This window comes from Streptomyces sp. NPDC016459 (assembly GCF_040632845.1).
Lineage (GTDB): Bacteria > Actinomycetota > Actinomycetes > Streptomycetales > Streptomycetaceae > Streptomyces.
On the sequence record NZ_JBEYCR010000001.1, the window covers coordinates 680871 to 706567 of the forward strand.

General features: G+C 73.0%; 20 protein-coding genes and 2 pseudogenes. 10 read left to right on the forward strand and 12 right to left on the reverse strand.

Translation table 11 applies throughout. From position 1 onward, the window contains the following. Positions 1-20: 20 nt before the first annotated feature. Together ABZ567_RS03135 and ABZ567_RS03140 are read left to right on the forward strand one after the other, a co-directional pair. Positions 21-1754 (forward strand): ABC transporter ATP-binding protein, encoded by a 1734-nt coding sequence (locus ABZ567_RS03135; protein ID WP_360783995.1) that lies wholly within the window; start codon positions 21-23, stop codon positions 1752-1754. After that, positions 1754-3685: an ABC transporter ATP-binding protein gene (locus tag ABZ567_RS03140; protein ID WP_360783998.1), complete on the forward strand. Its 1932-nt coding sequence runs from the start codon at positions 1754-1756 to the stop codon at positions 3683-3685. Before ABZ567_RS03135 ends, ABZ567_RS03140 begins: the two co-directional genes overlap by 1 nt. A 78-nt stretch (positions 3686-3763) precedes the next feature. Here ABZ567_RS03140 and ABZ567_RS03145 read toward each other — a convergent pair whose 3' ends face one another. From ABZ567_RS03145 to ABZ567_RS03170, 6 genes are all read right to left on the reverse strand, one after another. Beyond that, positions 3764-4780 carry an RNA polymerase sigma factor gene (locus ABZ567_RS03145; protein ID WP_360784001.1) on the reverse strand — a complete coding sequence of 339 codons (1017 nt, stop codon included), beginning with the start codon at positions 4778-4780 and terminating at the stop codon, positions 3764-3766. 117 nt (positions 4781-4897) lie between these two features. Further along, a complete protein-coding gene (gene dnaG / locus ABZ567_RS03150) occupies positions 4898-6787 on the reverse strand; it encodes a DNA primase (RefSeq protein ID WP_360784003.1) in 1890 nt (629 codons plus the stop codon). Positions 6788-6813: 26 nt separating this feature from the next. Further along, positions 6814-8076, reverse strand: coding sequence for an FAD-dependent oxidoreductase (locus ABZ567_RS03155; RefSeq protein ID WP_360784005.1), 1263 nt, complete (start codon positions 8074-8076; stop codon positions 6814-6816). Between the two features lie 119 nt (positions 8077-8195). Continuing rightward, positions 8196-9590, reverse strand: a complete 1395-nt coding sequence (locus ABZ567_RS03160; RefSeq protein WP_360784007.1) for a deoxyguanosinetriphosphate triphosphohydrolase — start codon at positions 9588-9590, stop codon at positions 8196-8198. Between the two features lie 35 nt (positions 9591-9625). Further along, positions 9626-10552, reverse strand: a complete 927-nt coding sequence (locus tag ABZ567_RS03165; protein WP_360784010.1) for a sirohydrochlorin chelatase — start codon at positions 10550-10552, stop codon at positions 9626-9628. A gap of 89 nt (positions 10553-10641) precedes the next feature. Next, on the reverse strand, positions 10642-11343 hold the full coding sequence (locus ABZ567_RS03170; protein ID WP_360784013.1) for a hypothetical protein: 702 nt from the start codon (positions 11341-11343) through the stop codon (positions 10642-10644). A gap of 76 nt (positions 11344-11419) precedes the next feature. Here ABZ567_RS03170 and ABZ567_RS03175 point away from each other — a divergent pair, with 76 nt between their 5' ends. The 3 genes from ABZ567_RS03175 (at position 11420) to ABZ567_RS03185 (ending at position 15200) form a co-directional block, all read left to right on the forward strand. Continuing rightward, positions 11420-12145: an aquaporin gene (locus tag ABZ567_RS03175; protein ID WP_360784016.1), complete on the forward strand. Its 726-nt coding sequence runs from the start codon at positions 11420-11422 to the stop codon at positions 12143-12145. Between the two features lie 38 nt (positions 12146-12183). After that, complete coding sequence (locus ABZ567_RS03180) at positions 12184-12873, forward strand: ElyC/SanA/YdcF family protein (protein ID WP_360784019.1); 690 nt, start codon at positions 12184-12186, stop codon at positions 12871-12873. Between the two features lie 209 nt (positions 12874-13082). Next, positions 13083-15200: a molybdopterin oxidoreductase family protein gene (locus ABZ567_RS03185; RefSeq protein ID WP_360784021.1), complete on the forward strand. Its 2118-nt coding sequence runs from the start codon at positions 13083-13085 to the stop codon at positions 15198-15200. A 27-nt stretch (positions 15201-15227) separates the two neighbouring features. Here ABZ567_RS03185 and ABZ567_RS03190 read toward each other — a convergent pair whose 3' ends face one another. The 5 genes and pseudogenes from ABZ567_RS03190 to ABZ567_RS03210 form a co-directional block, all read right to left on the reverse strand. Continuing rightward, entirely contained in the window at positions 15228-15629 is a 402-nt protein-coding gene (locus ABZ567_RS03190) for a gamma-glutamylcyclotransferase family protein (RefSeq protein ID WP_360785013.1), read from the reverse strand. Continuing rightward, positions 15630-15947, reverse strand: a pseudogene (cutA, locus tag ABZ567_RS03195) (divalent-cation tolerance protein CutA); the annotation flags it as partial. Beyond that, positions 15944-17844 (reverse strand): annotated as a pseudogene (locus tag ABZ567_RS03200) (ABC transporter ATP-binding protein). The pseudogenes cutA and ABZ567_RS03200, both read right to left, overlap by 4 nt. Then, the gene (locus tag ABZ567_RS03205) at positions 17841-19574 is read right to left on the reverse strand and encodes an ABC transporter ATP-binding protein (protein ID WP_360784024.1); all 1734 of its coding nucleotides are present in this window, start codon (positions 19572-19574) and stop codon (positions 17841-17843) included. The pseudogene ABZ567_RS03200 and the gene ABZ567_RS03205 overlap by 4 nt, the downstream one beginning before the upstream one ends. Positions 19575-19586: 12 nt before the next feature. Further along, entirely contained in the window at positions 19587-20189 is a 603-nt protein-coding gene (locus ABZ567_RS03210; protein ID WP_360784027.1) for an NAD(P)H-dependent oxidoreductase, read from the reverse strand. Positions 20190-20280: 91 nt separating this feature from the next. Here ABZ567_RS03210 and ABZ567_RS03215 point away from each other — a divergent pair, with 91 nt between their 5' ends. The 5 genes from ABZ567_RS03215 to ABZ567_RS03235 all read left to right on the forward strand — a co-directional run bounded on the left by ABZ567_RS03215 (position 20281) and on the right by ABZ567_RS03235 (position 24886). Then, the gene (locus ABZ567_RS03215; RefSeq protein ID WP_360784030.1) at positions 20281-21042 is read left to right on the forward strand and encodes an aminotransferase class IV; all 762 of its coding nucleotides are present in this window, start codon (positions 20281-20283) and stop codon (positions 21040-21042) included. Positions 21043-21090: 48 nt separating this feature from the next. After that, a complete protein-coding gene (locus ABZ567_RS03220; protein WP_360784033.1) occupies positions 21091-22794 on the forward strand; it encodes a right-handed parallel beta-helix repeat-containing protein in 1704 nt (567 codons plus the stop codon). Continuing rightward, complete coding sequence (locus tag ABZ567_RS03225; RefSeq protein ID WP_360784036.1) at positions 22787-23197, forward strand: hypothetical protein; 411 nt, start codon at positions 22787-22789, stop codon at positions 23195-23197. The genes ABZ567_RS03220 and ABZ567_RS03225 overlap by 8 nt, the downstream gene beginning before the upstream one ends. 473 nt (positions 23198-23670) lie before the next feature. Next, positions 23671-24177: a hypothetical protein gene (locus ABZ567_RS03230; RefSeq protein ID WP_360784039.1), complete on the forward strand. Its 507-nt coding sequence runs from the start codon at positions 23671-23673 to the stop codon at positions 24175-24177. Between the two features lie 91 nt (positions 24178-24268). Further along, complete coding sequence (locus ABZ567_RS03235; RefSeq protein ID WP_360784041.1) at positions 24269-24886, forward strand: class F sortase; 618 nt, start codon at positions 24269-24271, stop codon at positions 24884-24886. Positions 24887-24896: 10 nt separating this feature from the next. Here the strand turns inward: ABZ567_RS03235 and ABZ567_RS03240 are convergent, their stop codons facing one another. Continuing rightward, positions 24897-25682 carry a TSUP family transporter gene (locus ABZ567_RS03240; protein ID WP_360784044.1) on the reverse strand — a complete coding sequence of 262 codons (786 nt, stop codon included), beginning with the start codon at positions 25680-25682 and terminating at the stop codon, positions 24897-24899. Positions 25683-25697: the final 15 nt, after the last annotated feature.

Genomic DNA, 25697 nt, shown 5'->3' on the forward strand with positions numbered 1-25697 from the left:
CGCGGGCGATAGTAGGAGCCGTGCTCATAAGACTTCTCCGAACCCACCTCGGGCCCTATCGAAAACCCATCGCCCTGCTCGTGCTTCTCCAGTTCCTGCAGACCTGCGCGAGCCTCTACCTGCCGACCCTGAACGCGGACATCATCGACAACGGTGTCGTCGCGGGGGACACCGGCTACATCCTGCGCTTCGGCGCTCTGATGGTCGGCGTCTCCGTCGTCCAGGTCGTCTGCAACATCGGCGCCGTGTTCTACGGCGCCCGCACGGCGTCCGTCCTGGGCCGGGACGTGCGCGGTGCGGTCTTCGACCGGGTGCAGTCCTTCTCCGCGCGGGAGCTGGGGCACTTCGGCGCGCCCTCGCTGATCACCCGTACGACCAATGACGTGCAGCAGATCCAGATGCTGGTCCTGATGGCGTTCACCCTGATGGTCTCCGCGCCCATCATGTGTGTCGGCGGCATCGTGATGGCCCTCGGCCAGGACGTGCCGCTCTCGGGCGTGCTGCTCGCCGTGGTGCCGATCCTCGGGATCTCCGTCTCGCTGATCGTGCGGAGGATGCGGCCGCTCTTCCGGACGATGCAGGAGCGTCTCGACACGGTGAACCGGGTGCTGCGCGAGCAGATCACCGGCAACCGGGTGATCCGGGCGTTCGTGAAGGACTCCTACGAGGAGGAGCGGTTCCGCGCGGCCAACGCCGAGCTGACCGACGTGTCGATGGCGACCGGCCGGCTGATGGCGCTGATGTTCCCGACGGTGATGACGGTCGTGAACATCTCCAGCGTGGCCGTCGTCTGGTTCGGCGCGCACCGCATCGACAGCGGCGGGATGCAGATCGGCGCGCTGACCGCGTTCCTCGCCTATCTGATGCAGATCGTGATGGCGGTCATGATGGCCACCTTCATGTTCATGATGGTGCCGCGGGCCGAGGTCTGCGCGGAACGCGTCCAGGAGGTCCTGGGGACCGAGTCGAGCGTGGTGCCGCCGGTGGATCCGGTGCGGACGCTGGACCGGCGGGGGCATCTGGAGGTCAGGGGGGCGGAGTTCCGCTACCCGGGCGCCGAGGAGTCCGTCCTGAAGGACGTGGGCCTTGTCGCACGGCCCGGTGAGACCACGGCGGTCATCGGCTCGACCGGCAGCGGCAAGTCCACCCTCCTCGGACTCGTGCCCCGGCTCTTCGACGCCACCGGCGGCGAGGTCCTCGTCGACGGCGTCGACGTCCGCAGACTCGACCCCGAACTGATGGCGAAGACCGTCGGACTCGTCCCCCAGAAGCCGTACCTCTTCTCCGGGACCATCGCCACCAACCTGCGGTACGGCAAGCCCGACGCCACCGACGAGGAACTCTGGCACGCCCTCGACGTCGCCCAGGCCGCCGACTTCGTACGGAAGCTCGAGAAGGGTCTCGACGCCCCCATCGCCCAGGGCGGCACCAATGTCTCCGGCGGGCAGCGGCAGCGGCTCGCCATCGCCCGGACGCTGGTGCAGCGGCCGGAGATCTACCTGTTCGACGACTCGTTCTCCGCGCTCGACTACGAGACGGACGCCCTGCTCCGGGCCGCGCTCGCCCGGGAGACGGCCGACTCGACGGTCGTGATCGTCGCCCAGCGGGTCTCCACCATCCGGGACGCCGACCGGATCGTCGTCCTCGACGAGGGCCGGGTCGTCGGCACCGGACGGCACCGGGACCTGATGGCGGACAACGAGACGTACCGGGAGATCGTCCTCTCCCAGCTCACCGAGGCGGAGGCAGCCTGATGGCCGGTCCTGGCGGACGCATGATGGCCGGTGGCGGCCCCGACCAGCGGTCGATGGACTTCAAGGGCTCGGGAAAGCGGCTGGTCAAGCAGCTGGCGCCCGAGCGCGGCGCGCTCTGGGTGATGCTGATCGCCGGTGTGCTGTCTGTGGCGGCCTCCGTAGTCGGCCCGAAGATCCTCGGCAAGGCGACCGACCTCGTCTTCGCGGGCGTCATCGGGAACCAGATCAAGGACGGGACGAAGACGGAGGCGATCGCGAGGCTGCGCGCCGCCGGCGACTCCGGCATGGCGGACATGCTGACCGGCGTCGACTTCACGCCGGGGCGGGGGATCGACTTCTCCGCCGTCGGCGAGGTGCTGCTCGTGGTCCTCGGCGTGTACGTGGCGGCGGGCCTGCTCATGCTGGTCTCCACCCGCATGTCGATCAAGGTGATCAACCGCACGGTCTACCGGATGCGGGAGGACGTCCAGACGAAGCTGGCGCGGCTTCCCCTCTCGTACTTCGACAAGGCGAAGCGCGGCGAGGTGCTGTCACGGGCGACCAACGACATCGACAACATCTCGCAGACGCTCCAGCAGTCGATGGGCCAGCTGATCAACTCGCTGCTCACGATCGTCGGCGTGCTCGCGATGATGTTCTGGATCTCGCCGCTGCTCGCGCTCGTGGCGCTGGTCACGGTGCCGGTCTCGGTCCTCGTCGCGGCGCGGATCGGCAAGCGCTCGCAGCCGCACTTCGTCCAGCAGTGGAAGTCCACGGGCGCGCTCAACGCGCACGTGGAGGAGATGTACAGCGGGCACAACCTGGTGAAGGTCTTCGGTCGGCAGGCGGAGTCCGCGGCGGACTTCCGCGAGCAGAACGACGCCCTCTACGAGGCCGGGTTCAAGGCGCAGTTCAACAGCGGTGTGATGCAGCCGGTGATGTTCTTCATCTCGAACATCAACTACGTCCTGGTGGCCGTCGTCGGCGGGCTGCGGGTGGCGAGCGGCACGCTGTCCATCGGTGACGTGCAGGCCTTCATCCAGTACTCGCGCCAGTTCTCCATGCCGCTGACGCAGGTCGCGTCGATGGCGAACCTGGTGCAGTCGGGCGTCGCGTCGGCCGAGCGGATCTTCGAGCTGCTCGATGCCGAGGAGCAGGAGCCGGACGCCCCGAAGAGCGAGAGCGAGACGCCCGCGGACCTCAAGGGCAGGGTGGCCCTCGAGGGCGTCTCCTTCCGTTACGAGGCGGACAAGCCGCTCATCGAGGACCTGTCGCTCACGGTGGAGCCGGGGCAGACGGTCGCGATCGTCGGGCCCACGGGGGCGGGCAAGACGACCCTGGTGAACCTGCTCATGCGGTTCTACGAGGTGACGGGCGGCCGGATCACCCTGGACGGGGCGGACATCGCGAAGATGTCCCGGGAGGAGCTGCGGACCGGGATCGGCATGGTCCTCCAGGACACCTGGCTGTTCGGCGGCACCATCGCCGACAACATCGCGTACGGCGCCACGCGGGCGGTGACCCGGGCGGAGATCGAGGAGGCGGCGCGGGCCGCGCACGCCGACCGGTTCGTCCGCACCCTGCCCGAGGGGTACGACACGGTCATCGACGACGACGGGGCGGGGGTCAGCGCGGGTGAGAAGCAGCTGATCACCATCGCGCGGGCGTTCCTGTCCGACCCGGTGATCCTCGTCCTCGACGAGGCCACCAGCTCGGTCGACACCCGCACGGAGGTCCTGATCCAGAAGGCGATGGCGCGCCTGGCCCACGGGCGCACCTCGTTCGTGATCGCGCACCGGCTCTCCACGATCCGGGACGCGGACGTGATCCTGGTGATGGAGAACGGGTCGATCGTCGAGCAGGGCACGCACGAGCACCTGCTCGCGTCCGGCGGGGCGTACGCCCGGCTGTACGCGGCGCAGTTCGCCCAGGCGGTGGCCGAGGTCGACTGACCCGGGGCCGGTTCACGGCCGGCCCGTGCCGCGGTCGACGCGGCACGGGTCGGCCGGACGGGGCTGTGCGGAGAGGCCCTAGTCCAGGTAGCCGCGCAGTTGGTCGGCGTAGGCGTGGTCGCGGAGCTTGTCGAGGGTCTTGGACTCGATCTGTCGGATGCGTTCGCGGGTCACACCGAAGAGGCGCCCTATCTCCTCCAGGGTGCGGGGCCTGCCGTCGTCGAGGCCGTAGCGGAGCTGGACGACCTTCCGTTCGCGTTCCCCGAGGGTCGAGAGCACGTCCTCCAGGTGGCGGCGGAGCAGCAGGAAGGCGGCGGACTCGACGGGTGAGGCGGCGTCGCCGTCCTCGATGAGGTCCCCGAGGGCGACGTCCTCCTCCTCGCCGACGGGGGCGTGCAGGGAGACCGGTTCCTGGGCGAGGCGGAGTACCTCGCCGACGCGCTCGGGGGCCACGTCCAGTTCGGCGGCGACCTCCTCCGCGGTGGGTTCGTACCCGCGTTCCTGGAGCATGCGGCGCTGGACGCGGATGACCCGGTTGATGAGTTCGACGACGTGCACGGGGACGCGGATGGTCCGGGCCTGGTCGGCGAGGGCCCGGGACATCGCCTGGCGGATCCACCAGGTGGCGTACGTGGAGAACTTGTAGCCGCGCGCGTAGTCGAACTTCTCGACGGCCCGGATGAGGCCGAGGTTCCCCTCCTGGACGAGGTCGAGCATGGTGAGGCCGCGGCCCACGTACCGTTTGGCGACGGAGACGACGAGGCGGAGGTTGGCCTCGACGAGCCTGCGCTTGGCGATCCGGCCGAGGACGACGAGCCGGTCCAGGTCGCCCGCGAGCCGGGAGTCCAGGTCGGGGGTGCCGGCGAGTTTCTCCTCGGCGAAGAGTCCGGCCTCGACGCGGCGGGCGAGTTCGACCTCCTCCTCGGCGCTGAGCAGCGGGATGCGGCCGATCTCGCGGAGGTACTGGCGGAAGAGGTCGGACGAGGGCGCGTTGCCGCCGGCGTCGGGGCGGGGGCGCTGCGGCGGGGTCTCCGGAGGCTCGTCCGGTTCGCCGAGGGAAGGCTCCTGCGACTCGGTCCGGGTCTCGGTCTGCACGGCGGGCGACCTCCTGGAGGGGCGGAACGGCACCGTCGTCCAGTGTGGGGTACGACACATCGCCGCCACGAGGGGCGTGCGGTGACTTTTTGAGACCGGGGCGTGACGGAACGTACGTCAGAGCGCGGCGGCGCCGTTGTTCCGCAGGGACTGCCCGTACTGGGTGAGGATCCACAGTTCGTTCTGGACGGCGGCGAGCTGCTCGGGGTCGCCGTTCGCGCCGAGCCGGGCGAGGGTGCCCTGGACGTCGCGGATGCGGCGGTCGACGGCGCGGAGCCGGACGGTGACGAGCTGGTCTCCCGCGTAGGCCTCGTCGACGGTCTTGGCGAAGATCGTCTCGACGGCGAGTTCGGTGACGAGGGCGCGGACGGTGTCGTTGGGGGCTGCCTCGCGTACGGCGGCGAGGTAGTCGGGCGGGGCTCCGGTGGCGCCGCCCGCGTCCTGGACGCACTGGCGGACGGCCGCGTAGGGCGGGGCGGTGAACTCGTCGGCCCCGTAGGCGTCGAAGGCCGGGGAGACGAGTTCGGGGCGCTGGAGGGCGAGCTTGAGGAGTTCGCGCTCGGTGCGGTGGGCGGGGCTGCGCAGGTTGAGCGCGGGGCCCGCGGCCGCCTGGGCGGGGGCGTGGATGTCGTAGCCGCGCTGGGGGGTCTGCTGCGCGGGGCCCTTGCCGCCCCGGTCGCGGGCCCAGCGGGCGAGCTGGGCGACCCGCTTGACGACGAACTGGGTGTCGAGGATGCCGAGCATGCCGGCGAGCTGCACGGCGACCTCGTGCTGGGCGCCGATGTTCTTGATGCGGGCGACGATGGGTGCGGCCTCGTCGAGGGCGGCGGCCCGGCCGGCGGGGGTCTCCAGGTCGTACCGCTTGACGATCTGGCGGAGGGCGAACTCGAAGAGCGGGGTGCGGGGCTTGACGAGGTCGGCGACGGCCTCGTCGCCCTTGGCGAGGCGCAGTTCGCAGGGGTCCATGCCGTCGGGGGCGATGGCGATGTACGTCTCGGCGGCGAACTTCTGGTCGTCCTCGAAGGCGCGCAGGGCGGCTTTCTGGCCGGCGGCGTCGCCGTCGAAGGTGAAGATGACCCGGGCCGAGCCGTTGTCCATGAGGAGCCGGCGGAGGATCTTGATGTGGTCGCCGCCGAAGGCGGTGCCGCAGGTGGCGATGGCGGTGGTGACGCCGGCGAGGTGGCAGGCCATGACGTCGGTGTAGCCCTCGACGACGACGGCCCGGCTGACCTTGGCGATGTCCTTCTTGGCCAGGTCGATGCCGTAGAGCACCTGGGACTTCTTGTAGATCGGGGTCTCGGGGGTGTTGAGGTACTTGGGCCCGTTGTCGTCGTCGCGGAGCTTGCGCGCGCCGAAGCCGACGATCTCGCCGCCGACGTCCCTGATCGGCCACATGAGGCGGCCTCGGAAGCGGTCGATGGGGCCGCGGCGGCCGTCCTGGGAGAGGCCGGAGAGGATCAGTTCCTTGTCGGAGAAGCCCTTGCCGCGCAGGTAGCGGGTGAGGTGGTCCCAGCCGGCCGGGGAGTAGCCGACGCCGAAGTGGGCGGCGGCGGCCTGGTCGAAGCCGCGCTCGGCGAGGAAGGTGCGGCCGATCTCGGCCTCGGGCGAGTCGAGTTGGTCGGTGTAGAACTGGGCGGCGGCCTGGTGCGCCTCGACCAGGCGGATGCGTTCTCCGCGCTGGTGGCCGGGGTTGTAGCCGCCTTCCTCGTAGCGCAGGGTGATGCCCGCCTTGGCGGCGAGGCGCTCGACCGTCTCCGAGAAGGTGAGGTGGTCGATCTTCATCACGAAGGCGATGGTGTCGCCGCCCTCCTGGCAGCCGAAGCAGTGGAAGAGTCCCTTGCTGGGGCTGACCTGGAAGGAGGGCGACTTCTCGTCGTGGAAGGGGCAGAGGCCCTTGAGGTTTCCGCCGCCCGCGTTGCGGAGCTGGAGGTACTCGGACACGACGGCGTCGATCGGGACCGCGTCCCGGACCGCCTTCACGTCGTCATCGTTGATCCTGCCTGCCACGCGTGAAGTCTACGGGGGCGCGGACCCTACGGGACCAGGCTGTCCAGGGGGACGGACGGGTCGGCGAGGGCGTCGGGGTGCACGGCCGCCCTGGAACGGATGATCCGCTGGATGGGGTCTGTGACGTCCCACACGTTCACGTTCATCCCGGCGAGGACCCGGCCGTCCTTGAGCCAGAAGGCGATGAACTCGCGCTTGCCGGTGTCGCCGCGGACGACGACCTGGTCGTACGTGCCCGGGGGCGCCCAGCCGGAGTACTCCATGCCGAGGTCGTACTGGTCGGAGAAGAAGTAGGGGACGCGGTCGTAGGAGACGGGCTGCCCGAGCATGGCGCGGGCGGCGGCGGGGCCGCCGTTGAGGGCGTTGGCCCAGTGCTCGACGCGGAGCCGGGTGTGGAGCAGCGGGTGGTGGGCGGCGGCGACGTCACCTGCGGCGTAGATGTCGGGGTCGGAGGTGCGCAGCGACTCGTCGACGGCGACGCCGCCGCCGTCGGCGCGGTCGACGAGGGCGAGTCCGGAGTTCTCGGCGAGGGCGGTACGGGGGGCGGCGCCGATCGCGGCGAGCACGGCGTGCGCCGGGTGCTCCTCGCCGTCGTCGGTGCGGACGGCGAGGACCATGCCGTCCTGGCCGACGATCTCGGTGAGCCGGGCGCCGAAGTGGAAACGGACGCCGTGGGCGGTGTGGAGGTCGGCGAAGAGCTGGCCGAGCTCGGGGCCGAGGACCCGGTGGAGCGGGGTGGGGTCGGATTCGACGACGGTGACCTCGGCGCCGTAGCCGCGGGCGGCGGCGGCGACTTCGAGGCCGATCCAGCCGGCGCCGGCGATCACCAGGTGGCCGTTGTCGCGGCCGAGGCCGGCGAGGACCTGGCGGAGGCGGTCGGCGTGGGCGAGCCGGCGCAGGTGGTGGACGCCGGCGAGTTCGGTGCCGGGGACGTCGAGGCGGCGGGGCTCGGAACCGGTGGCGAGGAGCAGCTTGTCGTAGCGGATGACGGTGTTGTCACCGAGGCGGACGGTGCGGGCCTCCCGGTCGACAGTGGTGACGGGCTGTCCGAGGTGCAGCTCGATGTCGTGCGCCGCGTACCAGGCGGCGTCGTGGACGAAGGCGCTGTCGCGTTCCTTGGCGCCGGTGAGGTAGCCCTTGGAGAGAGGTGGGCGCTCGTAGGGGTGGTCGCGCTCGTCGCCGATGAGGATCACTCGGCCGTTGAACCCTTCGGAGCGGAGTGTCTCCGCCGCCTTGGCGCCGGCCAGGCCCCCTCCGACGATGACAAAGGTCTGATCCGCGTCGACCACGTCGTTACCTCCTCGTTGCGACCGTTTCCAACCTACGCCCCCGGGCGTTCGTCCGGCCGTACCGCCCCGGGGCGTGCATGCGAGCGTCCCGCACGCGGGAGTACGGCGGAAGGGGGCCGTCAGGCGTGGTGGGGGCGGAGGCGGGTGTGGAGGGCGCGGGCGGAGGCGTCGGTGAGGGAGGCGATCTGGTCGACGATGACGCGCTTGCGGGCCCGGTCGTCGGGTGCGGCGTCGAACGCGGAGCGGAACTGGGGTTCGAGTCCGTCGGGGGCGCGGGCGACGAGGGCCTCGGCGAGTTCGGCGACGACGACGCGCTGGTCGGCGCGGAGGGTCTCCTGCTCGGCGCGCTGCATCACGTACCGGTCGGCGACGGCCTTGAGGACGGCGCATTCGTTGCGGGCCTCGCGGGGGACGACGAGTTCGGCGCCGTAGCGGGTGAGGCGGCCGGAACCCCACGCACCCCGGGTGGCGCCCTCCGCCGCGAGGCAGAAACGGCCGATGAGCTGGCTCGTGGCGTCCTTGAGGCGGGCCTGGGCGACGGCGGAGCCGTCGTAGCCGTGCGGCCACCATTCCTGGTCGACGAGCCGGTCGAGGGCTTCGGCGAGCTCCTGCGGGTCGGTGTCCTCGGGTACGTAGCGGCCGACGGCGACCGCGAAGACGTCGGCGCGCTCGGGCTCGGCGAGCAGCAGGTCGGGGTGGATGTGCCCGGCGTGGAGGCCGTCCTCGAAGTCGTGCACCGAGTAGGCGACGTCGTCTGCCCAGTCCATGACCTGGGCCTCGAAGCACTTGCGGTCGGCGGGGGCGCCCCGGCGGATCCAGGCGAAGACCGGCAGGTCGTCCTCGTACACGCCGAACTTGGGCGAGCCGGGGTCCTCGGGGTGGTCGCCGCGTGCCCAGGGGTACTTGGTGGCGGCGTCGAGGGTGGCCCTGGTGAGGTTCAGTCCGACGCTGACGAGCTCGCCCTGCTCGTTCTTGACGAAGCGCTTGGGCTCGATGCGGGTGAGGAGGCGGAGGGACTGGGCGTTCCCCTCGAAGCCGCCGCAGTCCTTGGCGACGTCGTTGAGCGCCTGCTCGCCGTTGTGCCCGAAGGGCGGGTGGCCCATGTCGTGGGAGAGGCAGGCGGCCTCGACGAGGTCGGGGTCGCAGCCGAGGGCGGCGCCGAGTTCCCGCCCGACCTGGGCGCACTCCAGGGAGTGGGTGAGCCGGGTGCGGGGACTGGCGTCCCAGGCGTGGCTGGGGGCGCCCCCTGCTTGAGCGAAGCCGAAAGCTTGGGGGAGGGTGCCGGGGGTGACGACCTGGGTCTTTCCGGCGAGCCTGCGGAGCGCGGCGGAGTGCAGCACCCGGGCGCGGTCGCGCTGGAAGGCGGTGCGTCCGGGGCGTTTGTCGGGCTCGGCGGCCCATCGCTCGGTCGCGGCGGGGTCGTAGCCGGGGGTGTCGCTGATGTCGGTGATGCCGGTGATGTTGGTGATGCCGTGGTCGCCGTCGCTGCCGTCGTTGCCTCGCATGCCTGCCATGATCCGAAGGTAACCGCAGGGACCGACAGAAGCGCTCAGACGGTGGCGAGTTCCCGCGTGCGGGTGGGTGCCACCCGGGCCCGGTCGTAGCGGTGGAGGACGAGGCGGGCGAGGGCCGGGTGGGCGCCGAGCGGGGCGGCGGCGATCCAGGGGGCGGCGGCGGTGGCGCGGGTGGCGAAGAGACCCGGGGCGGTGAAACAGGAGGCGACGGCGACCCGGTGGCGGCCCCGGGCGGCGAGGGCGCGGACGGCCTCGGGGACGGTGGGCGCGGCGGCGGAGGCGTAGGCGCTGACGACGGGGGCGCCGCCGAGCCGCTCGCTGAGGAGCGTGGCGATACGGCGGATCTCGGCGCCCGACCGGGGGTCGCGGGATCCGGCGGAGGCGAGGACGACGCCGGTGTTGCGGGAGGCCCCGTCTTCGTCGGTCCAGCCCGCCCGCGCGAGCCGGTCGGCGAGGGCCTCGACGAGGAGCGGGTGCGCGCCGAGCGGCTCGGCGACACGGGCCCGGAGCGCGGGTGCGGCGGCGACCGCGGCGGGCAGGTCGTGGGTGACGTGGTACCCGGGGGCGAGCAGCAGGGGGACGAGCACGGCGTCCCGGCCTTCGGCGGCGAGCCCGGCGAGGGTGGCGTCGAGGAGCGGGGCGTTCAGCTCGATGTGGGCGAGCCGGACGTCGAGTCCGGGCCGCAGCTCGCGGACCCGGTCGAGCAGCCGCTCCAGGGTGGCGCGGGCGCGGGGGTCCCGGCTGCCGTGACCGACGGCGACGAGGGTGGGGGCCGGGCCGCCGGGGGCGGCGGACGGTGCGGGGCGGGTGGGGGTGCTGTTCATGGGCGGGCGTACCTCCTCCTCGTGCTTCCGGGGCCGGGGGCCGTACGGACGCACGTGGCCGAGCTGGGTTCCGAGCTGCGCGGTGATCGTTCCGAGCAGTTCGGCGGCGCTGTCGAACGTGCTGTCCGGATCGGTCATGGACCGATCCTGACGGCCGTACGTTGCCGGGCCGTTGCGCGGGGGTCACGACTGTTTGCCACGCCCTCACCGTGACCCCCGCGTCCGTGTCAGGCGTCCAGCCACACCCGCAGCGGGCCGGTCTCCCCGAAGCCCGCGGCGAGGGCGGGGGCGAGGTCGTCGCCGGACTCGTAGCCGACGACGGGGCGTCCCCCGGGTGCGGCGGCGAGGGCGCCCGCCCAGGCGTAGGACGGGTCGGCGTCTCCTGCGGTGAAGAGGTTGGAGACTCCGGTGACCCCGGCGGCGTCGCTGAGGACGGCGCCGCCGAGGATCCGGCCGTCGGCCGCGTACCCGCCGACGATCGTCGTCGCCGGGTCGGCGAGGAGTTCGGGGCGGAAGAGCGCCGCCTCGTCGGCGTCGCCGTCGCTCCAGGCCAGGGCCCAGGCGGCGAGTGCCTCCGGGGTGCGGACCGGGTGCCAGCCGGCGGGCGCCGGGGGCCGGGGGAGGCCGGCCGGCCGGTGGATCCACCGGGCCTCGAAGAGGAGGCGGAAGCCCTCGGCCGCGAGGTCGAGACGGGCGTAGCTGTCCTTGACGGAGGCGCCGGGGGTGGTCCGGTCGATGCCGGTCAGGACGTCCTTCGCGTCCGCTTCCTCGGTGAGCGTCACCGCGTCCGGGTAGTAGAGCGGGGCGCGGCGGGCGCTGGTCCAGGCGCGGGGGCCGAAGGTGCCGGGGTGTCCGTGGGCGGCGCACATGGCCTGGCACCACGCGGCGTTGTTGCGGACCGCGTCCCCCGGGACGGCATCGATGATCATGCGCGGATCGTACGGGGACCCGCACGTGACCCTCCCCCCCTTTTTTCCTTCCGAATCACGGAATATCTTTTCCGTTATGAGAATGTCCCCGCCTGCCCTCCCCCGGCGCGTCGCCGCCGAGTTCATCGGGACCGGCGCCCTCGTCGCCGTCATCGTCGGCTCCGGCATCCGCGCCGACTCCCTGAGCCAGGACATCGGCGTCCGGCTGCTCGCCAACGCCACCGCGTCCGCCCTCGGCCTCGGGCTGCTCATCGCCCTCATCGGCCCGCTCTCCGGGGCCCACTTCAACCCCGTCGTGACGCTGACCGAGTGGTGGTCCCGGCGCCCCGGGCACGGAGGAGGGCGCGAGGCGCTCGCCTACATCGGCGCCCAGCTCGCCGGGGCCGTCGCGGGGGCCCTGCTCGCCGAGGCGATGTTCGGGCGGGCACCCGGCGCCTGGGCCACCGAGTCACGGGCGGCGCCGCACCTGCTGCTCGGCGAGGCCGTCGCCACCGCCGGGCTCGTCCTCGTCGTCCAGGGCCTGCGCCACACCGGCCGCCCCGCCCTCGCCCCGATCGCCGTCGCCGGCTACATCGGCGCCGCGATCTGGTTCACCTCCTCCGGCTCCTTCGCCAACCCGGCCGCCACCGTCGGCCGGGCCTTCTCCGACTCCTTCACCGGGATCGCCCCCGCCTCGGTGCCCGCCTTCACCGCCGCCCAGCTCCTCGGCATGGTGCTCGGCATGGTCCTGGCGGGTGTGTTGTACGGAACAGGCCGGGGCGCCGGCGAACCGAATCCCGCCGAGGCGCGTCGGACGGGGTGACACACCGACACCGACCCGCCACCCACGGAGGTTCCCGCATGCCGGCACGGCTCACCCGGCTGGTCCCCCGCACCACCAGGGCCCGGCGCCGTACCGTCCAGGCCGTGGTGGCGGGCGCCGTCCTCGCCCTCCTCCCCTCCACCTGGATGCACACCGCCGCCGCCGGGAAACTCCGTACCACCGCCGACGTGCCCGCCCGGGACGTCGCCGTCGTCTTCGGCGCCGGACTGTGGAACGGGCGCCCCACCCCCTACCTCGCGCACCGGCTCGACACGGCCGCCGAGCTGTACCGGACGGGCAAGGTCCGGGTCCTCCTGGTCACCGGCGACAACAGCAGGACCGTGTACGACGAGCCCAGCGCCATGCGCGCCTACCTCACCGCGCGCGGGGTGCCCGACGACCGGATCGTCAGCGACTACGCGGGCTTCGACACCTGGGACTCCTGCGTCCGGGCCCGGAAGGTCTTCGGTGTCGACCGGGCCGTGCTCGTCACCCAGGACTTCCACATCAAGCGGGCCGTCGCGCTGTGCGGGCGCGCGGGCGTCGACGCGTACGGCGTCGGGGTTGCCGAACCCCACGACCACAACTGGTACTACGGCACGACCCGGGAGCTGTTCGCGGCGGGCAAGGCGGCGCTCGACGCCGGTCTGCGGCCGGACCCGCACTTCCTCGGGCCGCAGGAGGACGGCGTCACCGAGGCGCTGGCCTCACCCGGGGACCAGGGATGACCACCCGACGGCCTCGCCCGGGACCAGGGCGACCGACCGCCTGCCTCCCCCAGGGACCGGGGACGACCGCCCGCCGGCCTCGCCCCCCGGGACAAGGGTGGCCGACCGGCCCGGCCTCACCTCGCGGCCGGCCGGGGGCTGAGCGGAGAGCACCGCGCCCGTAATACGGGGCGCCGCCCCGCGTAACACGTCTGACGCACGCTTGCCGCATGCCCGAGGTCACCGCCGTTCCCACCCACTGCCCCTACTGCGCCCTGCAGTGCGGCATGTCGCTCCGCCCCACCGGCAACCCGGAGCTGCCCGCCGAGGTGGTCGACCGGACCGACTTCCCCGTCAACCGGGGCGCGCTGTGCGGCAAGGGCCGCACCGCCCCCTCCGTGCTCTCCTCCCGGGTCCGGCTCACCGAGCCCCTGGTCCGATGCCCTGACACGGGGGCCCTCGCGCCCGCGACCTGGGAGGAGGCGCTCACCGCCGTCGCCGAGGGACTGCGCCGCACCCGAGCCGACCACGGCCCCGACGCCGTGGGGGTCTTCGGCGGCGGCGGCCTCACCAACGAGAAGGCGTACACCCTCGGCAAGTTCGCCCGGCTGGTCCTCGCCACCTCGCAGATCGACTACAACGGGCGCTTCTGCATGTCGTCGGCCGCCGCCGCGCACGGCAGGGCCTTCGGACTCGACCGGGGACTGCCCTTCCCCCTGGAGGACATCCCGAAGACGGGGTGCGTGATCCTCGTCGGCTCCAACCTCGCCGAGACCATGCCGCCCGCCCTCCGCTACCTCACCGAGCTGAAGGAGAACGGCGGCACGCTGATCGTCATCGACCCCCGCCGCACCCGGACCGCCGAACAGGCCGATCTGCACCTCGCGCCGCGCCCCGGCACCGACCTCGCGCTCGCCCTCGGCATGCTGCACCTGGTCGTCGCCGAGGGCCGGGTCGACGAGGACTTCGTCCGTGAGCGCACCACCGGCTGGGAGGGCGCGCGCGCCGGGGCCATGTCCCACTGGCCCGAGCAGGTCGAGCGGATCACGGGCGTGCCGGTGCCGCAGCTCCGGGACGCCGTCGCGATGTTCTCCGACGCGCCCACCGGCATGGTGCTCACCGCGCGCGGCCCCGAGCAGCAGTCCAAGGGCACCGACACCGTCGGCGCCTGGATCAACCTCTGCCTGGCCACCGGCAAGGCGGGCCGACCGCTCAGCGGCTACGGCTGCCTCACCGGCCAGGGCAACGGCCAGGGCGGCCGCGAGCACGGCCAGAAGGCCGACCAGCTGCCCGGCTACCGCAAGCTCGACGACCCGGCCGCACGCGCGCACGTGGCCGGGGTGTGGGGCGTGCCCCCCGAGTCGCTGCCCGGACCCGGGCGGAGCGCGTACGAACTCCTCGACGCGCTCGGCGGCGACGTGAAGGCCCTGCTCCTCATGGGCTCCAACCCGGTGGTCTCCGCGCCGCGCGCCGCGCACGTCGAAGGCCGGCTGAGGTCGCTCGACTTCCTCGCCGTCGCGGACGTCGTGCTGTCCGAGACCGCCGCGCTCGCCGATGTCGTCCTGCCCGTCACCCAGTGGGCGGAGGAGACCGGCACCATGACCAACCTGGAGGGCAGGGTGCTGCTCCGCCGCCGCGCCCTCACCCCGCCCGCCGGGGTACGCAGCGACCTGGAGGTGCTGCACGCGCTCGCCGGGCTCCTCGGCTGGGAGAAGGGCTTCTCCGCAGAGCCCGAGGAGGTCTTCGACGAGTTGCGGCGCGCCTCGGCCGGCGGTCCCGCCGACTACTCGGGCATCGACTACCGGCGGATCGAGGAGGAGCAGGGCGTCTTCTGGCCCTGCCCCGAGACCCCCGAGGGCTCCGCCGCCCACCCCGGGACGCCCCGGCTGTTCCTGGACCGGTTCGCGACCCCGGACGGGCGGGCCCGGTTCGTACCGGTGGTGCACCGGGCGGCGGCCGAGGAGACGGACGCCGAGTACCCGGTCGTCCTCACCACCGGGCGGGTCGTGTCCCAGTACCAGTCGGGCGCGCAGACCCGGCGCGTCGCCGAGCTGAACGCGGCGGCGCCCGGCCCCTTCGTGGAGCTCCACCCCCGGGTCGCCGAGCGGCTCGGCGTGAGCGAGGGCGAGCGGGTCGCCGTGGTGTCGCGGCGCGGCCGGGCCGTGGCCCCGGCCCGGATCACCACAGCCATCCGGCCGGACACCGTCTTCATGCCGTTCCACTGGGCGGGCGAGGGCAGGGCCAACACCCTGGTGAACCCGGCGCTCGACCCGGTCTCCCGGATGCCCGAGTTCAAGGTGTGCGCGGTCCGGCTGGAGCGGGCCGGGGACGCCGCGAGCCCGGCCTGATCCGCGAGGCGGCCCCCCGGACGCGACCTACGGCCGGCTGAACCAGTCGCCGCTCTCGATGACCGGGCCGAGGGGCGCGTCCGGCGCCGCGAGGAACACCCAGGCGGACACCCGCGCCCCGTCCCGTACCCGTACGACGTCCATCGCCACCCGCTCGTACCCGACGGGCAGCTCCAGGCGGTCGAGCAGGCCGAACAGCTCGCCGTACGAGCCGGGGGCGGGCGTGAGCAGCGTGCCGACCACCTTGCCCCCGTCCGCCGGGACGACGTACGGATAGCCGGGTCCGTCGTGCAGGACGGCCCCGTGGAGCACGCCGTCCGCCTCGGTGCCGATCCGGCCGGCGAGGAACCGGTCGTGGTTGTACGCGCCGGGGCGCAGCGTCCCGTACACGAAGAAGGGCCGCTCCTCGGCCGCGGGGCTCTCGATCATCGCGGCCGCCGCGGTCTCCCGCTCGACCCAGCGGGCGTAGTCCTCGCTCACCCGGGTCACGCGGGTGGCGAGGATCTCGGGCGTCCCGTAGTCGTGGGCGGCGAGGAGGTGCGCCTCCAGGGCCGGGTAGCGGGCCTCGGTGGTCTTGAACACCACCTGCCACTCCTGGGCGGTCTCGATCGCGCCCCGCCAGTGGTAGACGGAGGTGACGGGCGCGGAGACCTGCGCGCAGGCGGCCAGCCGGGCCTCGACGGCGCCGCGCGCCAGGTCGTCGGCCTTGGCGCGCGCGTCGGTGGTGGTGGTGACGGTGACGATCACGTCTCCACCGTACGGGCGAACTGGGCCGCGTGCAGCCGGGCGTACGCGCCGCCGGCGGCGAGGAGTTCCTCGTGGGTGCCCTGTTCGGCGATCGAGCCGCTCTCCATCACCAGGATGGTGTCGGCGTCCCGGATCGTGGAGAGCCGGTGGGCGACGACGAAGCTGGTCCGCCCGGCGCGCAGGGAGGTCATCGCCTGCCGCACGAGGAGTTCGGTGCGGGTGTCGACGGAGCTGGTGGCCTCGTCGAGGACGAGGATCACCGGGTCGGAGAGAAGGCGCGGGCCAGAGTGACCAGCTGCTTCTCCCCGGCGCTGAGACCGCCCCCGTCCTCGTCGAGGACGGTGTCGTACCCGGCGGGCAGGGTGCGGACGAACCGGTCGGCGTGCGCGGCCCGCGCGGCCGCGACGATCCGCTCCCTGGAGACCTCGCCGGGGACCCCGTAGGCGATGTTGTCGGCGATGGTGCCGCCGAAGAGCCAGGTGTCCTGCAGGACCATGCCGGTGCCGGAGCGCAGGTCCTCCCGGGTCATCGCGGCCGTGTCGACGCCGTCGAGGGTGATCCGGCCGCCGGTGACCTCGTGGAACCGCAGGAGCAGGTTGACCAGGGTCGTCTTGCCCGCGCCGGTGGGGCCGACGACGGCGACGGTGCTTCCCGGTTCGACGGTGAGCGACAGGTCCTCGATGAGCGGCCCGCCGTCCTCGTAGCGGAAGGAGACCTTCTCGAAGGAGACCCTGCCGCGGAGCCGGGCGGGGCGCCGCGGTTCCTTCGGCTCCGGGGACTCCTCCTCGGCGTCGAGGAAGTCGAAGACCCGCTCGGCGGAGGCCACGCCGGACTGGAGGAGGTTGGCCATCGCGGCGACCTGGGTGATCGGGCCGTTGAACTCGTACGAGTACTGGATGAAGGCCTGCACGTCACCGACGGACAGGGTGCCGCTCGCCACCCGCAGTCCGCCGACGACGGCGATGGCGACGTAGTTCAGGTTGCCGACGAGGGCCAGCGCGGGCTGGATGAACCCGGACACGAACTGGGCGCGGAAGCTCGACCGGTACAGCTCCTCGCCGAGCTCGTCGAAGCGGCGCACGGCCTCGTCGCGGCGGCCGAAGGCGACGACCTCGGTGTGGCCGGTGATCATCTCCTCGACATGGCTGCCGAGCCTGCCGGTGACCGCCCACTGCTGCACGAACTGCGGTTGGGCGCGCCGCCCGACGAAGGCGGCGACGGCGACCGAGAGGGGCACGGTGGCGAGGGCGACGAGCGCGAGCAGCGGCGAGAACCAGAACATCATCGCGAGGACGCCGAACAGGGTCAGCACGGCCCTGACCATCTGGCTGAAGGCCTGCTGGAGGGTCTGGGTGATGTTGTCGATGTCGTTGGTGGTGCGGGAGAGGACCTCGCCGCGCGGCTGCCGGTCGAGGTAGCCGAGGGGCAGCCTCGCCAGCTTGTGCTGCGCCCGCTCCCGCAGCCGGTGCCCGGCCCGCTGGACGACGGTGGTGGCGATCCGGAGCTGGATCCAGGTGAAGAGGGCCGAGCCGGCGACCACCAGGAGGGAGAGGGCGAGGACCCGGCCGACGGCGGCGAAGTCGACTCCGGCCGGGCCGGTGACGCCGGTGACGACGAGGTCGGTGGCGCGGCCGAGGAGGAGCGGGCCGAGGACGGAGAGGGAGACGGCGGCGGCGCCGGCGGCGAGGACGGCGAAGAGCCGGGCCCGGTCGGGGGCGAGGGTGCGCAGGAGGCGCAGGCCGGAGGTGCGGAAGGAGAGGGAGCGTTCGAGGACGGCGGCTGCGGGGAGGCCGGGGCCGCGCTGCTGGGGGGAGGGGCCGGTGCGGGCGGGGGCGGTGGGCGGGTCCTGCGGTGCGCTCGGGCTCGTACGGCGTTCGCTCGCCGTGGACGTGCTCATGCGGCTTCCTCCTCGGTGAGCTGGGAGAGGACGATCTCCCGGTACGTGGCGTTGTCCGCCATCAGGGACGTGTGGGTGCCGGTGCCGACGCTCCGGCCCCGGTCGAGGACGACGATCCGGTCGGCGTCCCGGACGGTGGAGACCCGCTGGGCGACGATCACGACGGTCGCGTCGGCCGTCTCCGTCCGCAGGGCGGCCCGGAGGCGGGCGTCGGTCCCGGGGTCGAGGGCGGAGAAGGAGTCGTCGAAGAGGTAGAGGCGGGGGCGGGCGACGAGGACCCGGGCGATGGCGAGCCGCTGCCGCTGGCCGCCGGAGAAGTTGGTGCCGCCCTGGGAGACGGGCGCGTCGAGGCCGTCGTCGAGCTTCCGTACGAAGTCGGCGGCCTGGGCGACGTCGAGGGCGTGCCAGAGTTCCTCGTCGGTGGCGTCGGGCTTGCCGTACCGCAGGTTGGTGGCGATGGTCCCGGAGAAGAGGTACGGCTTCTGGGGGACGAGTCCGACGGTCCTGGCCATCAGTTCGGGGTCGAGTCTGCGGACGTCGACGCCGTCGACGAGGACCTCGCCGCCGGTGGCGTCGAAGAGCCGGGGCACGAGTCCGAGGAGGGTGGACTTGCCGCTGCCGGTCGAGCCGATGACCGCCGTGGTCTCACCGGGCCGTGCGACAAGGCCCACGTCCTTCAGGACGGACTCCTCGGCGCCCGGGTAGCGGAACTCCGCCCCCCTGACCTCCAGATGCCCCCGCCGGACCGGCGTCCGCACCGGATCCACGGGCGGCACCACGCTCGACTCGGTCCCCAGGACCTCGCCGATGCGCTCCGCGCCCGCCTCGGCCCGGGGCATGTGCATGAGCAGGAAGAGGACCATCATCACGGACATCGCGGTCTGGAGCAGATAGCCGAGGAAGGCGACGAGCCCGCCCGGCTGGAGGGTGCCGGAGTCGATCCGGTGGGCGCCGACGTACACCAGGGCGACGGTCGTGAGCTCCCAGACGATGAGCACCGTCGGGTACATGAGGGCCTGGAGCCGGCCGGTCCTGAGGCCGACGGAGAGCAGTTCGTCGTTGGCGGCGGCGAACCGTTCCCGCTCGTGCCGGTCGCGGACGAAGGCGCGGACCACCCGGACGCCGGTGATCTGCTCGCGCAGGATCCGGTTGGCGCCGTCGATCCGCTCCTGCATGCCGCGGAACAGGGGCCTCATCCGCAGCACGACGGTGCCGACGGCCCCGGTCATCACGGGCACGAAGAGGAGCAGGACCAGGGCGAGCGGCACGTCCTGGCGCAGGGCCATGGCGATCCCGCCGACGCAGAGGAGCGGCGCGGCGACCAGCATGGTCAGGACGAGGACGGTGAACGTCTGGACCTGCTGGACGTCGTTGGTGGTGCGGGTGATGAGGGAGGCGGCGCCGAAGCGGCCCCGCTCCCGTGCGGAGAAGTCCTGGACCCGGCGGAAGACCTCGGAGCGCAGGTCGCGGGCGACGCCCATGGCGATCCTGGCACCGGTGTAGGTGGCGGCGGCCGCGGCCGCCGCCTGGAGCAGGGTGACGCCGATCATCGTGGCGCCGCCGCGGAGGACCCGACCGGTGTCCCCGCGCAGGACGCCCTGGTCGATGACGCCGGCGTTGAGGGCGGGCAGGGCGAGGGAGGCCAGGGCCTGGACGAGCTGGAGGACGACGAGGAGGACGAGGAGGGCCCGGTAGGGCCTGAGGCGGGGGACGAGGAGACGCGTCAGCATGGCGGCGGGCCCTCACTTGCCGTACGGGTGGGCCGACTTGGCGTCCTTGAGGGCGCGGCCCCACCAGCCGAGCTGGTCGAGGAGTGCCGTGGCGGCGATGTCGGCTCCGGCGGGGTCCCGGTGCTGTCCGTTCTCGTCGAACTGCGCGTGGGCGTGGTGGAAGGAGACGGTCTCGCGGACCGTGACGGCGTGCATCTCGGCGTAGACCTGGCGGAGCTGTTCGACGGCCCGCAGGCCTCCGGAGATCCCGCCGTAGGAGACGAAGCCGACGGGCTTGGCCTGCCATTCGGTGTAGTGCCGGTCGATCAGGTTCTTGAGGGAGGCGGGGAAGGAGTGGTTGTACTCGGGGGTGATGACGACGAAGGCGTCGGCGGCCTCCAGCACCGGTGTGACCTTGGCGAGTTCGGCGCGGACGGCCGCGGAGGGGTCGTGGGAGAGGGCGGTGGGGAGGTCGACCTCGGCGAGATCGACGACGGTGACGGTGAAGTCCTCGCGCCCGGTCAGGCGGGAGCGGAACCAGTCGGTGATGACGGGGGCGAAGCGGCCGTCGCGGTCGCTGGCGACGACGAGGGCGAGGGAGAGGGGACGGGTCTGCGTGGCGTTCGTGAGGTCCATGCGGATGATCGTGGTACCTCAACTTTAGTTGAGGTCAAGCGGTGATCCGGGGCGGCCTCCAAGACCCTTTCCCCGGACGTACGGTGAGGGCATGACGACCCCGCCCCCGCACATCGAGATCGACGGCGTCCCCGCCGCCGACCCGGCGTTGCTCGCCGGCCTCATGACCGGCTTCGGCCACTTCACGGCGATGCAGGTGCGGGACGGACGCGTGAAGGGCCTCGGTCTGCACCTCGCCCGTCTCGACCGCTCCACCCGTGAGCTGTTCGGCCGGGACCTGGACGGGAGGCGGATCCGCGGCCTGGTCGCCGGAGCCCTGGCGGCGGCAGGCGTGCGGGACGCCTCGGTGCGGGTGTACGTGTACCCGGACGTCCGCGTCGCGGTGACCGTCGCCCCGCCGGCCCCCGACGGCCCCGCCGCCCCGCAGCGGCTGAGGACGGTCGCGTACTGGCGCCCCGCGCCGCACATCAAGCACCTGGGCGGCTTCGGCCAGAGCTACCACCGCGAGGCGGCCGTCCGCGACGGCTACGACGAGGCCGTGCTGACCTCCCCGTACGGCGAGATCGCCGAGGGCGCCGTCACCAACATCGGCTTCTGGGACGGCACTTCGCTGGTCTGGCCGTCGGCGCCCTGCCTGGAGGGGATCACCATGGCCATCCTGGGGACCCGTCTGGAGTCCGTCCGGCGCCCGGTCACCCTGGCCGACCTGTCCGGCTACCGGGCCGCCCTGGTGACCAACTCCCGGTCCATCGCGCCCGTGACGTCGATCGACGAGGTGACGTACGCGGTGGACGAAGAGCTCATGGGACGGGTGTACTCGGCGTACGACTCGGTGGAGTCGGAGGAACTGTAGAGCGGTACGGGGCGGTCAGGGCTTCGGAGCGGGAGGGAGGTCAGCGCGATGGTCGCGAGGTACGTCGTCTCGCCGCGCGGCGGTCGTCGCGCCCACCCCGACATCACGTCGGCGCTCCGCGCCGCCGCCGCACGGGGCCGCGCGGCGGAGATCGAGATCGCGCCCGGCCGTTACGAGGAGTTCCTCGACGTCAGGGGTGACGTGCGGCTCGTCGCGGCGGAGGGCCCCGGCTCCGTCGTCGTCGGCCTGCCGCGCGGGCCCGTCCTGCTCGCGGCCGGATCGGTCACGCTCCACGGGCTCACCCTGGCCGGCCGCGAGTCCGTCGTCGCCGGCTGCCACGCGGGAACGCTCACGCTCGACCACACGGAGGTCTGGGCGCACGGCGGCGTCGGCGTGCACGCCCCGCCGGGCACCTCCGTCACCCTGCGGGACAGCGTGGTCGCCCACGGCCGGACGCTCTTCACCGGCAGCGTGGGGCTCGTCGAGCGGTGCCGGTTCACCGACGCCGCGGACAACGCGGTCGCCGTCATCGAAGGCGCCCAGGTCGCCGTCCTGGGCAGCAGGATCGAGGGCAGCCGGATCCACGGGCTGCGGGTCAGCGACGCCCGGGCCGAGGTCGTCGGCTGCGAGCTCGTCGACACCGGGCAGGCGGCCCTCATGGCGGACGCCCGGGCGCGGCTCACCGTGGCGGACTGCGCGATCACCTCCGTCCACGGGGAGGGGATCATGTTCATCGAGCAGTCCCGCGGCTCCGTCGACGCCACGACGGTCACCGGCGCGCGGCACGGGATCGCCGCGGCGAGCGGCGCCGACCCGGTGGTGCGCGGCTGCGTCCTCACGAACTGCCGCGACACCGGGATCAACGTCCAGACCGCCGCCAGGGGCCGGTTCGAGGACTGCCGGATCATCGACGCGGGCAATGTCGCGGTGTTCGTGTCCGACGGCGGGACGCCGGAGGTCCACGACTGCCACATCTCGGGCGGCAATGTCGGGGTCGCCGTCACCGAGGGGTCCCGCGGCCGGTTCAGCGGCCTCGTGGTGGAGGATCTGACGAACTCGGCGCTGCGGGTCTGGACCGGCTCGGAGGGCCTGTTCGAGGACGTCCGGGTGGACCGCTGCACGCTGGGCCTGGACACCAAGGGGGACGGCGGCACCACGGCCGGCCTCACCGACGTGGTGTTCCGTGACTTCGAGACCGCGGTGACCGCGCTCGGTCAGTCCAGGGTCACCCTCAAGGGCGTGACGGCGGAGCGGGGCGGGGTGGGCTTCTTCGCGGGCGAGGAGGCGCAGCTCCTCGTGCACGACTGCGAGGTCGCGGCCGTGAGCATCGGCGGGGCCGGCGTCTCCGGCAGGGCGAAGCTCTCCGCGCGGAACCTCACCGTGAACGGGTCGGAGGGAACCGGTCTCGCCGCGAGCGGGTCCGGCTACCTGGACGTCGGGAACAGTGACTTCAACGGCGCCGGCACGGGTGCCACCTTCGCCGACGAGAGCGGGGGCCGGCTGGTGGCCTGCTCGGTGGACGGGACACGGGGGCCCGCCGTCCTGCACAACGACCGCGTCGAGCTCGTCTCGTTGCGCACGACGCGTCCGGTCGTACGGAAGACCGTCCGCACGGTCGAGCAGACACCGACGATCATCAACAACTACGCGGGCCCCGTGATCAACGGGCCCGTCCACAACAGCCAGTTCGCGTGGAACAACGACACCGCCACCCAGAACCAGACGACAGAGGACGGTCCGGCACATGAGTGATCCGCAGAACGCGCAGCACCCGAACGACGGTCCGGTCTTCCACGGCTCCGTCTCGCGATCCCAGTTCGCCTGGGGCAACGAGACGGTCACCCAGAACCAGCAGAGCGACACGACGGTCGCACCGGGGTACGAGGCGCTCGCCGAGCGGGTGCGCGAGCTCCTCCGGCAGCTGCCCCAGGCGGGCCTCCCCGACCAGGACCGCGAGGACGCCACCGCCGCGGCCGAGGAGGTCCTCGCGGAGATCACCCGGCCGGAGCCCGTGGAGGAGGGCCGGGTGCGCCGGGCGCTCACCACCCTGAGGGGAGCCCTCGCCCCGGTGGCGACGGGCGTCGCGGCCGGCGCGACGATGGGCGCGCAGGAATGGGCCCTGGCGGCGATGGGCGGCCTGACGGGGGCCGGATAGGGCCTGGGCGGGACCACGGGTCGGATCGGGCGGGGCCGGGCCGGGCCGGGCCACGGGTCGGGTCCGGGTGGGTCGGCCGGGCCACGGGTCGGATCGGGCCGGGCCACGGGTCGGGGCCGAGTGGGGCCGGGTCCGGGTGGCGCCGGGTCCGGGTGGCGTCGGGCCACGGGTAGCGCCGGGTCCGGTGGCGTCGGGTCCCGGCCCGGTCCCGGTCCCGGTCGGCCCGCGGGCAGGTCCGGCGTTTCCGGTCACCCGTTCGGCACGGCGTGTCAGCTGACGTGACGAAACCCGACCCGACCTGCGTAAACCTTCGGAATCCAGGCGACACACCGTATCGGACGGCCCAATCCTGATGCCTCATCAGGAGGCGCGGGGCGCGCGTCGGCTCTTATCTCGGTCACAGAAGGTCGTTCCGGGAAGTCCCTCCCGGGAGACCCCACCGCTCGACCGCTCGCGCGCCCCGGAGGCCCCCCATGCGCACCACTGTCCGTCTGTTCACCGGTACCGCGATGACGGTCGCCGCGATCGGAGCCCTGGCCGCCCCCGCGGCGTTCGCCGGGAACTCCGAGACGCTGGAGGTCTACCCTTCCGAGGCCACCCCCGGCACCACCGTCACCGTGAACACCCTCGCCTGCGGCAAGCACGGCCGCGGCGTCGGCGACGCGAACTCGCTCGGCGCGGGCGAGTTCCACCTGAGTTCGAGCACGCACAAGGAAGTCGTGGTCGGACAGTTCACCGTGCCGGAGCACGCCAAGCCCGGCACCTACGGCATCAGCGTGGCCTGCGACAACGGCAAGACGGCCCGGGGTGACCTCACGGTCAAGCACCGGCGGCCCAGCGGCCACGTCCAGACCGGTGTCGGGGGCAGCATCGGCCCCGACACCGCCCAGGTCACGGCGGGCGTGGCGGTGCTGGCCGCGACCGCCGTGGGCGGGGTCTGGCTCCTGCGCCGCCGGGCGAGCGGCGCGCAGGGGCACTGAGACCACCGCCTGTCCTGCCCCCGCCGCGCGCCCGTACACGGCCCGGCGGGGGCAGGGCCACACCCCGCCACGAACCGACCGAGGGATCCCAGTGAGCAACAGGAGCAAGGGCTGGGGCATAGCCGTGGCCGCCTGCGTCGGCATCTGGCTCGTCCAGAACGGCACGGAGCACGTCACCCCGCCCGTACCGTCGGCCGCGCAGGCCTTCGCCGCCGGGCCGAGCGTGCACACCGACGCGGCCGCCGATCCGCTGCCGCCCTCGGCCCCGGTCCGGCTGCGGATCCCCGAGACCGATGTGGACACCCCGATGATGCGGCTCGGTCTGGCCGCGGACGGTTCGCTGGACGTACCGCCGGCCGGGAACCGGAACATGGCCGGCTGGTACGAGGGCGGCACGTCGCCCGGCGCCAAGGGCACGGCGATCGTCGCGGGCCACGTCGACAACGCCGAGGGGCCCGCCGTCTTCTACACGCTCGGCGCGCTCAAGAAGGGCCACCGCATCGAGGTGGACCGGCAGGACGGCAGGACCGCCGTGTTCACGGTCGACGCGGTCGAGGTCTACGAGAACGAGGACTTCCCGGACCGGAAGGTGTACGACGAGGCGGACCGCGCGGAGATCCGGGTGATCACCTGCGGCGGCGGCTTCTCGAAGAAGAACGGCTACCAGGGGAACGTGGTGGCCTTCGGCCACCTCATCGGCGTGAAGTAGCCGGGGCGGATCAGGCCCACTGGTCGAAGGCGAGCTTCGCGACCAGCGACAGCACCACGACGAGCAGTACCCCGCGCACGAACTCGGCGCCCTTGCTCAGCGCCATCCGGGCGCCGACCATGCCGCCCGCGAGGTTGAAGACCGCCATCACGGCCGCCAGCTGCCAGTACACACTGCCCTGGTAGGCGAACATGGCGAGCGCCCCCGCGTTGGTGCAGACGTTGACGATCTTGGCGGTGGCGGAGGCCGTCACCAGGTCGAGGTGGAGTACGGCGGTCAGGGCGAGGACCAGGAAGGTGCCGGTGCCCGGCCCGAACAGGCCGTCGTAGAAGCCCATCCCGCCGCCGACCACGACGATCGCGAAGACGATCCGGGCCCGGGTCAGCGGCGCCCGCTCCTCCCCCGCGGCCTTCGCGCCGAACGACGGCCGCAGCACCACGAAGGCCGCCACCGCGAGCAGCACCACCATGATGACCGGGCGCAGCACGTCGCTGCTGAGGCCGGCCGCGAAGAAGGCGCCGCCCATGGAGCCCGCGAGGGCCGCGAGCCCGATGCGCACGGCCGTCAAGACCTGTACGGGCGCCTTGCGGACGTAGGTGACGGCGGCTCCGGTGGTGCCGACGATCGCGACGGCCTTGTTGGTGCCGAGGACGTGCGCGGCGGGGACGTGGGGCAGCCCGAGCAGCAGTGCGGGTATCAGGAGCAGTCCCCCGCCGCCGACCACGGCGTCGATCCAGCCCGCCACGAGCGCGGCGAGGCAGAGCAGGACAACGGTGGTCAGCGATATCTCGGGCATGGCCGTGAGCCTAAG

Bases quoted from the DNA above. Each gene is read 5' to 3' on its own strand.
- ABZ567_RS03140 (WP_360783998.1), top strand. From the start codon at position 1,754: ATGGCCGGTCCTGGCGGACGCATGATGGCCGGTGGCGGCCCCGACCAG.
- ABZ567_RS03160 (WP_360784007.1), bottom strand. From the start codon at position 9,590: ATGGCAGGCATGCGAGGCAACGACGGCAGCGACGGCGACCACGGCATC.
- ABZ567_RS03165 (WP_360784010.1), bottom strand. From the start codon at position 10,552: ATGACCGATCCGGACAGCACGTTCGACAGCGCCGCCGAACTGCTCGGA.
- ABZ567_RS03170 (WP_360784013.1), bottom strand. From the start codon at position 11,343: ATGATCATCGATGCCGTCCCGGGGGACGCGGTCCGCAACAACGCCGCG.
- ABZ567_RS03175 (WP_360784016.1), top strand. From the start codon at position 11,420: ATGAGAATGTCCCCGCCTGCCCTCCCCCGGCGCGTCGCCGCCGAGTTC.
- ABZ567_RS03180 (WP_360784019.1), top strand. From the start codon at position 12,184: ATGCCGGCACGGCTCACCCGGCTGGTCCCCCGCACCACCAGGGCCCGG.
- ABZ567_RS03185 (WP_360784021.1), top strand. From the start codon at position 13,083: ATGCCCGAGGTCACCGCCGTTCCCACCCACTGCCCCTACTGCGCCCTG.
- ABZ567_RS03190 (WP_360785013.1), bottom strand. From the start codon at position 15,629: ATGATCGAGAGCCCCGCGGCCGAGGAGCGGCCCTTCTTCGTGTACGGG.
- ABZ567_RS03205 (WP_360784024.1), bottom strand. From the start codon at position 19,574: ATGCTGACGCGTCTCCTCGTCCCCCGCCTCAGGCCCTACCGGGCCCTC.
- ABZ567_RS03210 (WP_360784027.1), bottom strand. From the start codon at position 20,189: ATGGACCTCACGAACGCCACGCAGACCCGTCCCCTCTCCCTCGCCCTC.
- ABZ567_RS03215 (WP_360784030.1), top strand. From the start codon at position 20,281: ATGACGACCCCGCCCCCGCACATCGAGATCGACGGCGTCCCCGCCGCC.
- ABZ567_RS03220 (WP_360784033.1), top strand. From the start codon at position 21,091: ATGGTCGCGAGGTACGTCGTCTCGCCGCGCGGCGGTCGTCGCGCCCAC.
- ABZ567_RS03225 (WP_360784036.1), top strand. From the start codon at position 22,787: ATGAGTGATCCGCAGAACGCGCAGCACCCGAACGACGGTCCGGTCTTC.
- ABZ567_RS03230 (WP_360784039.1), top strand. From the start codon at position 23,671: ATGCGCACCACTGTCCGTCTGTTCACCGGTACCGCGATGACGGTCGCC.
- ABZ567_RS03240 (WP_360784044.1), bottom strand. From the start codon at position 25,682: ATGCCCGAGATATCGCTGACCACCGTTGTCCTGCTCTGCCTCGCCGCG.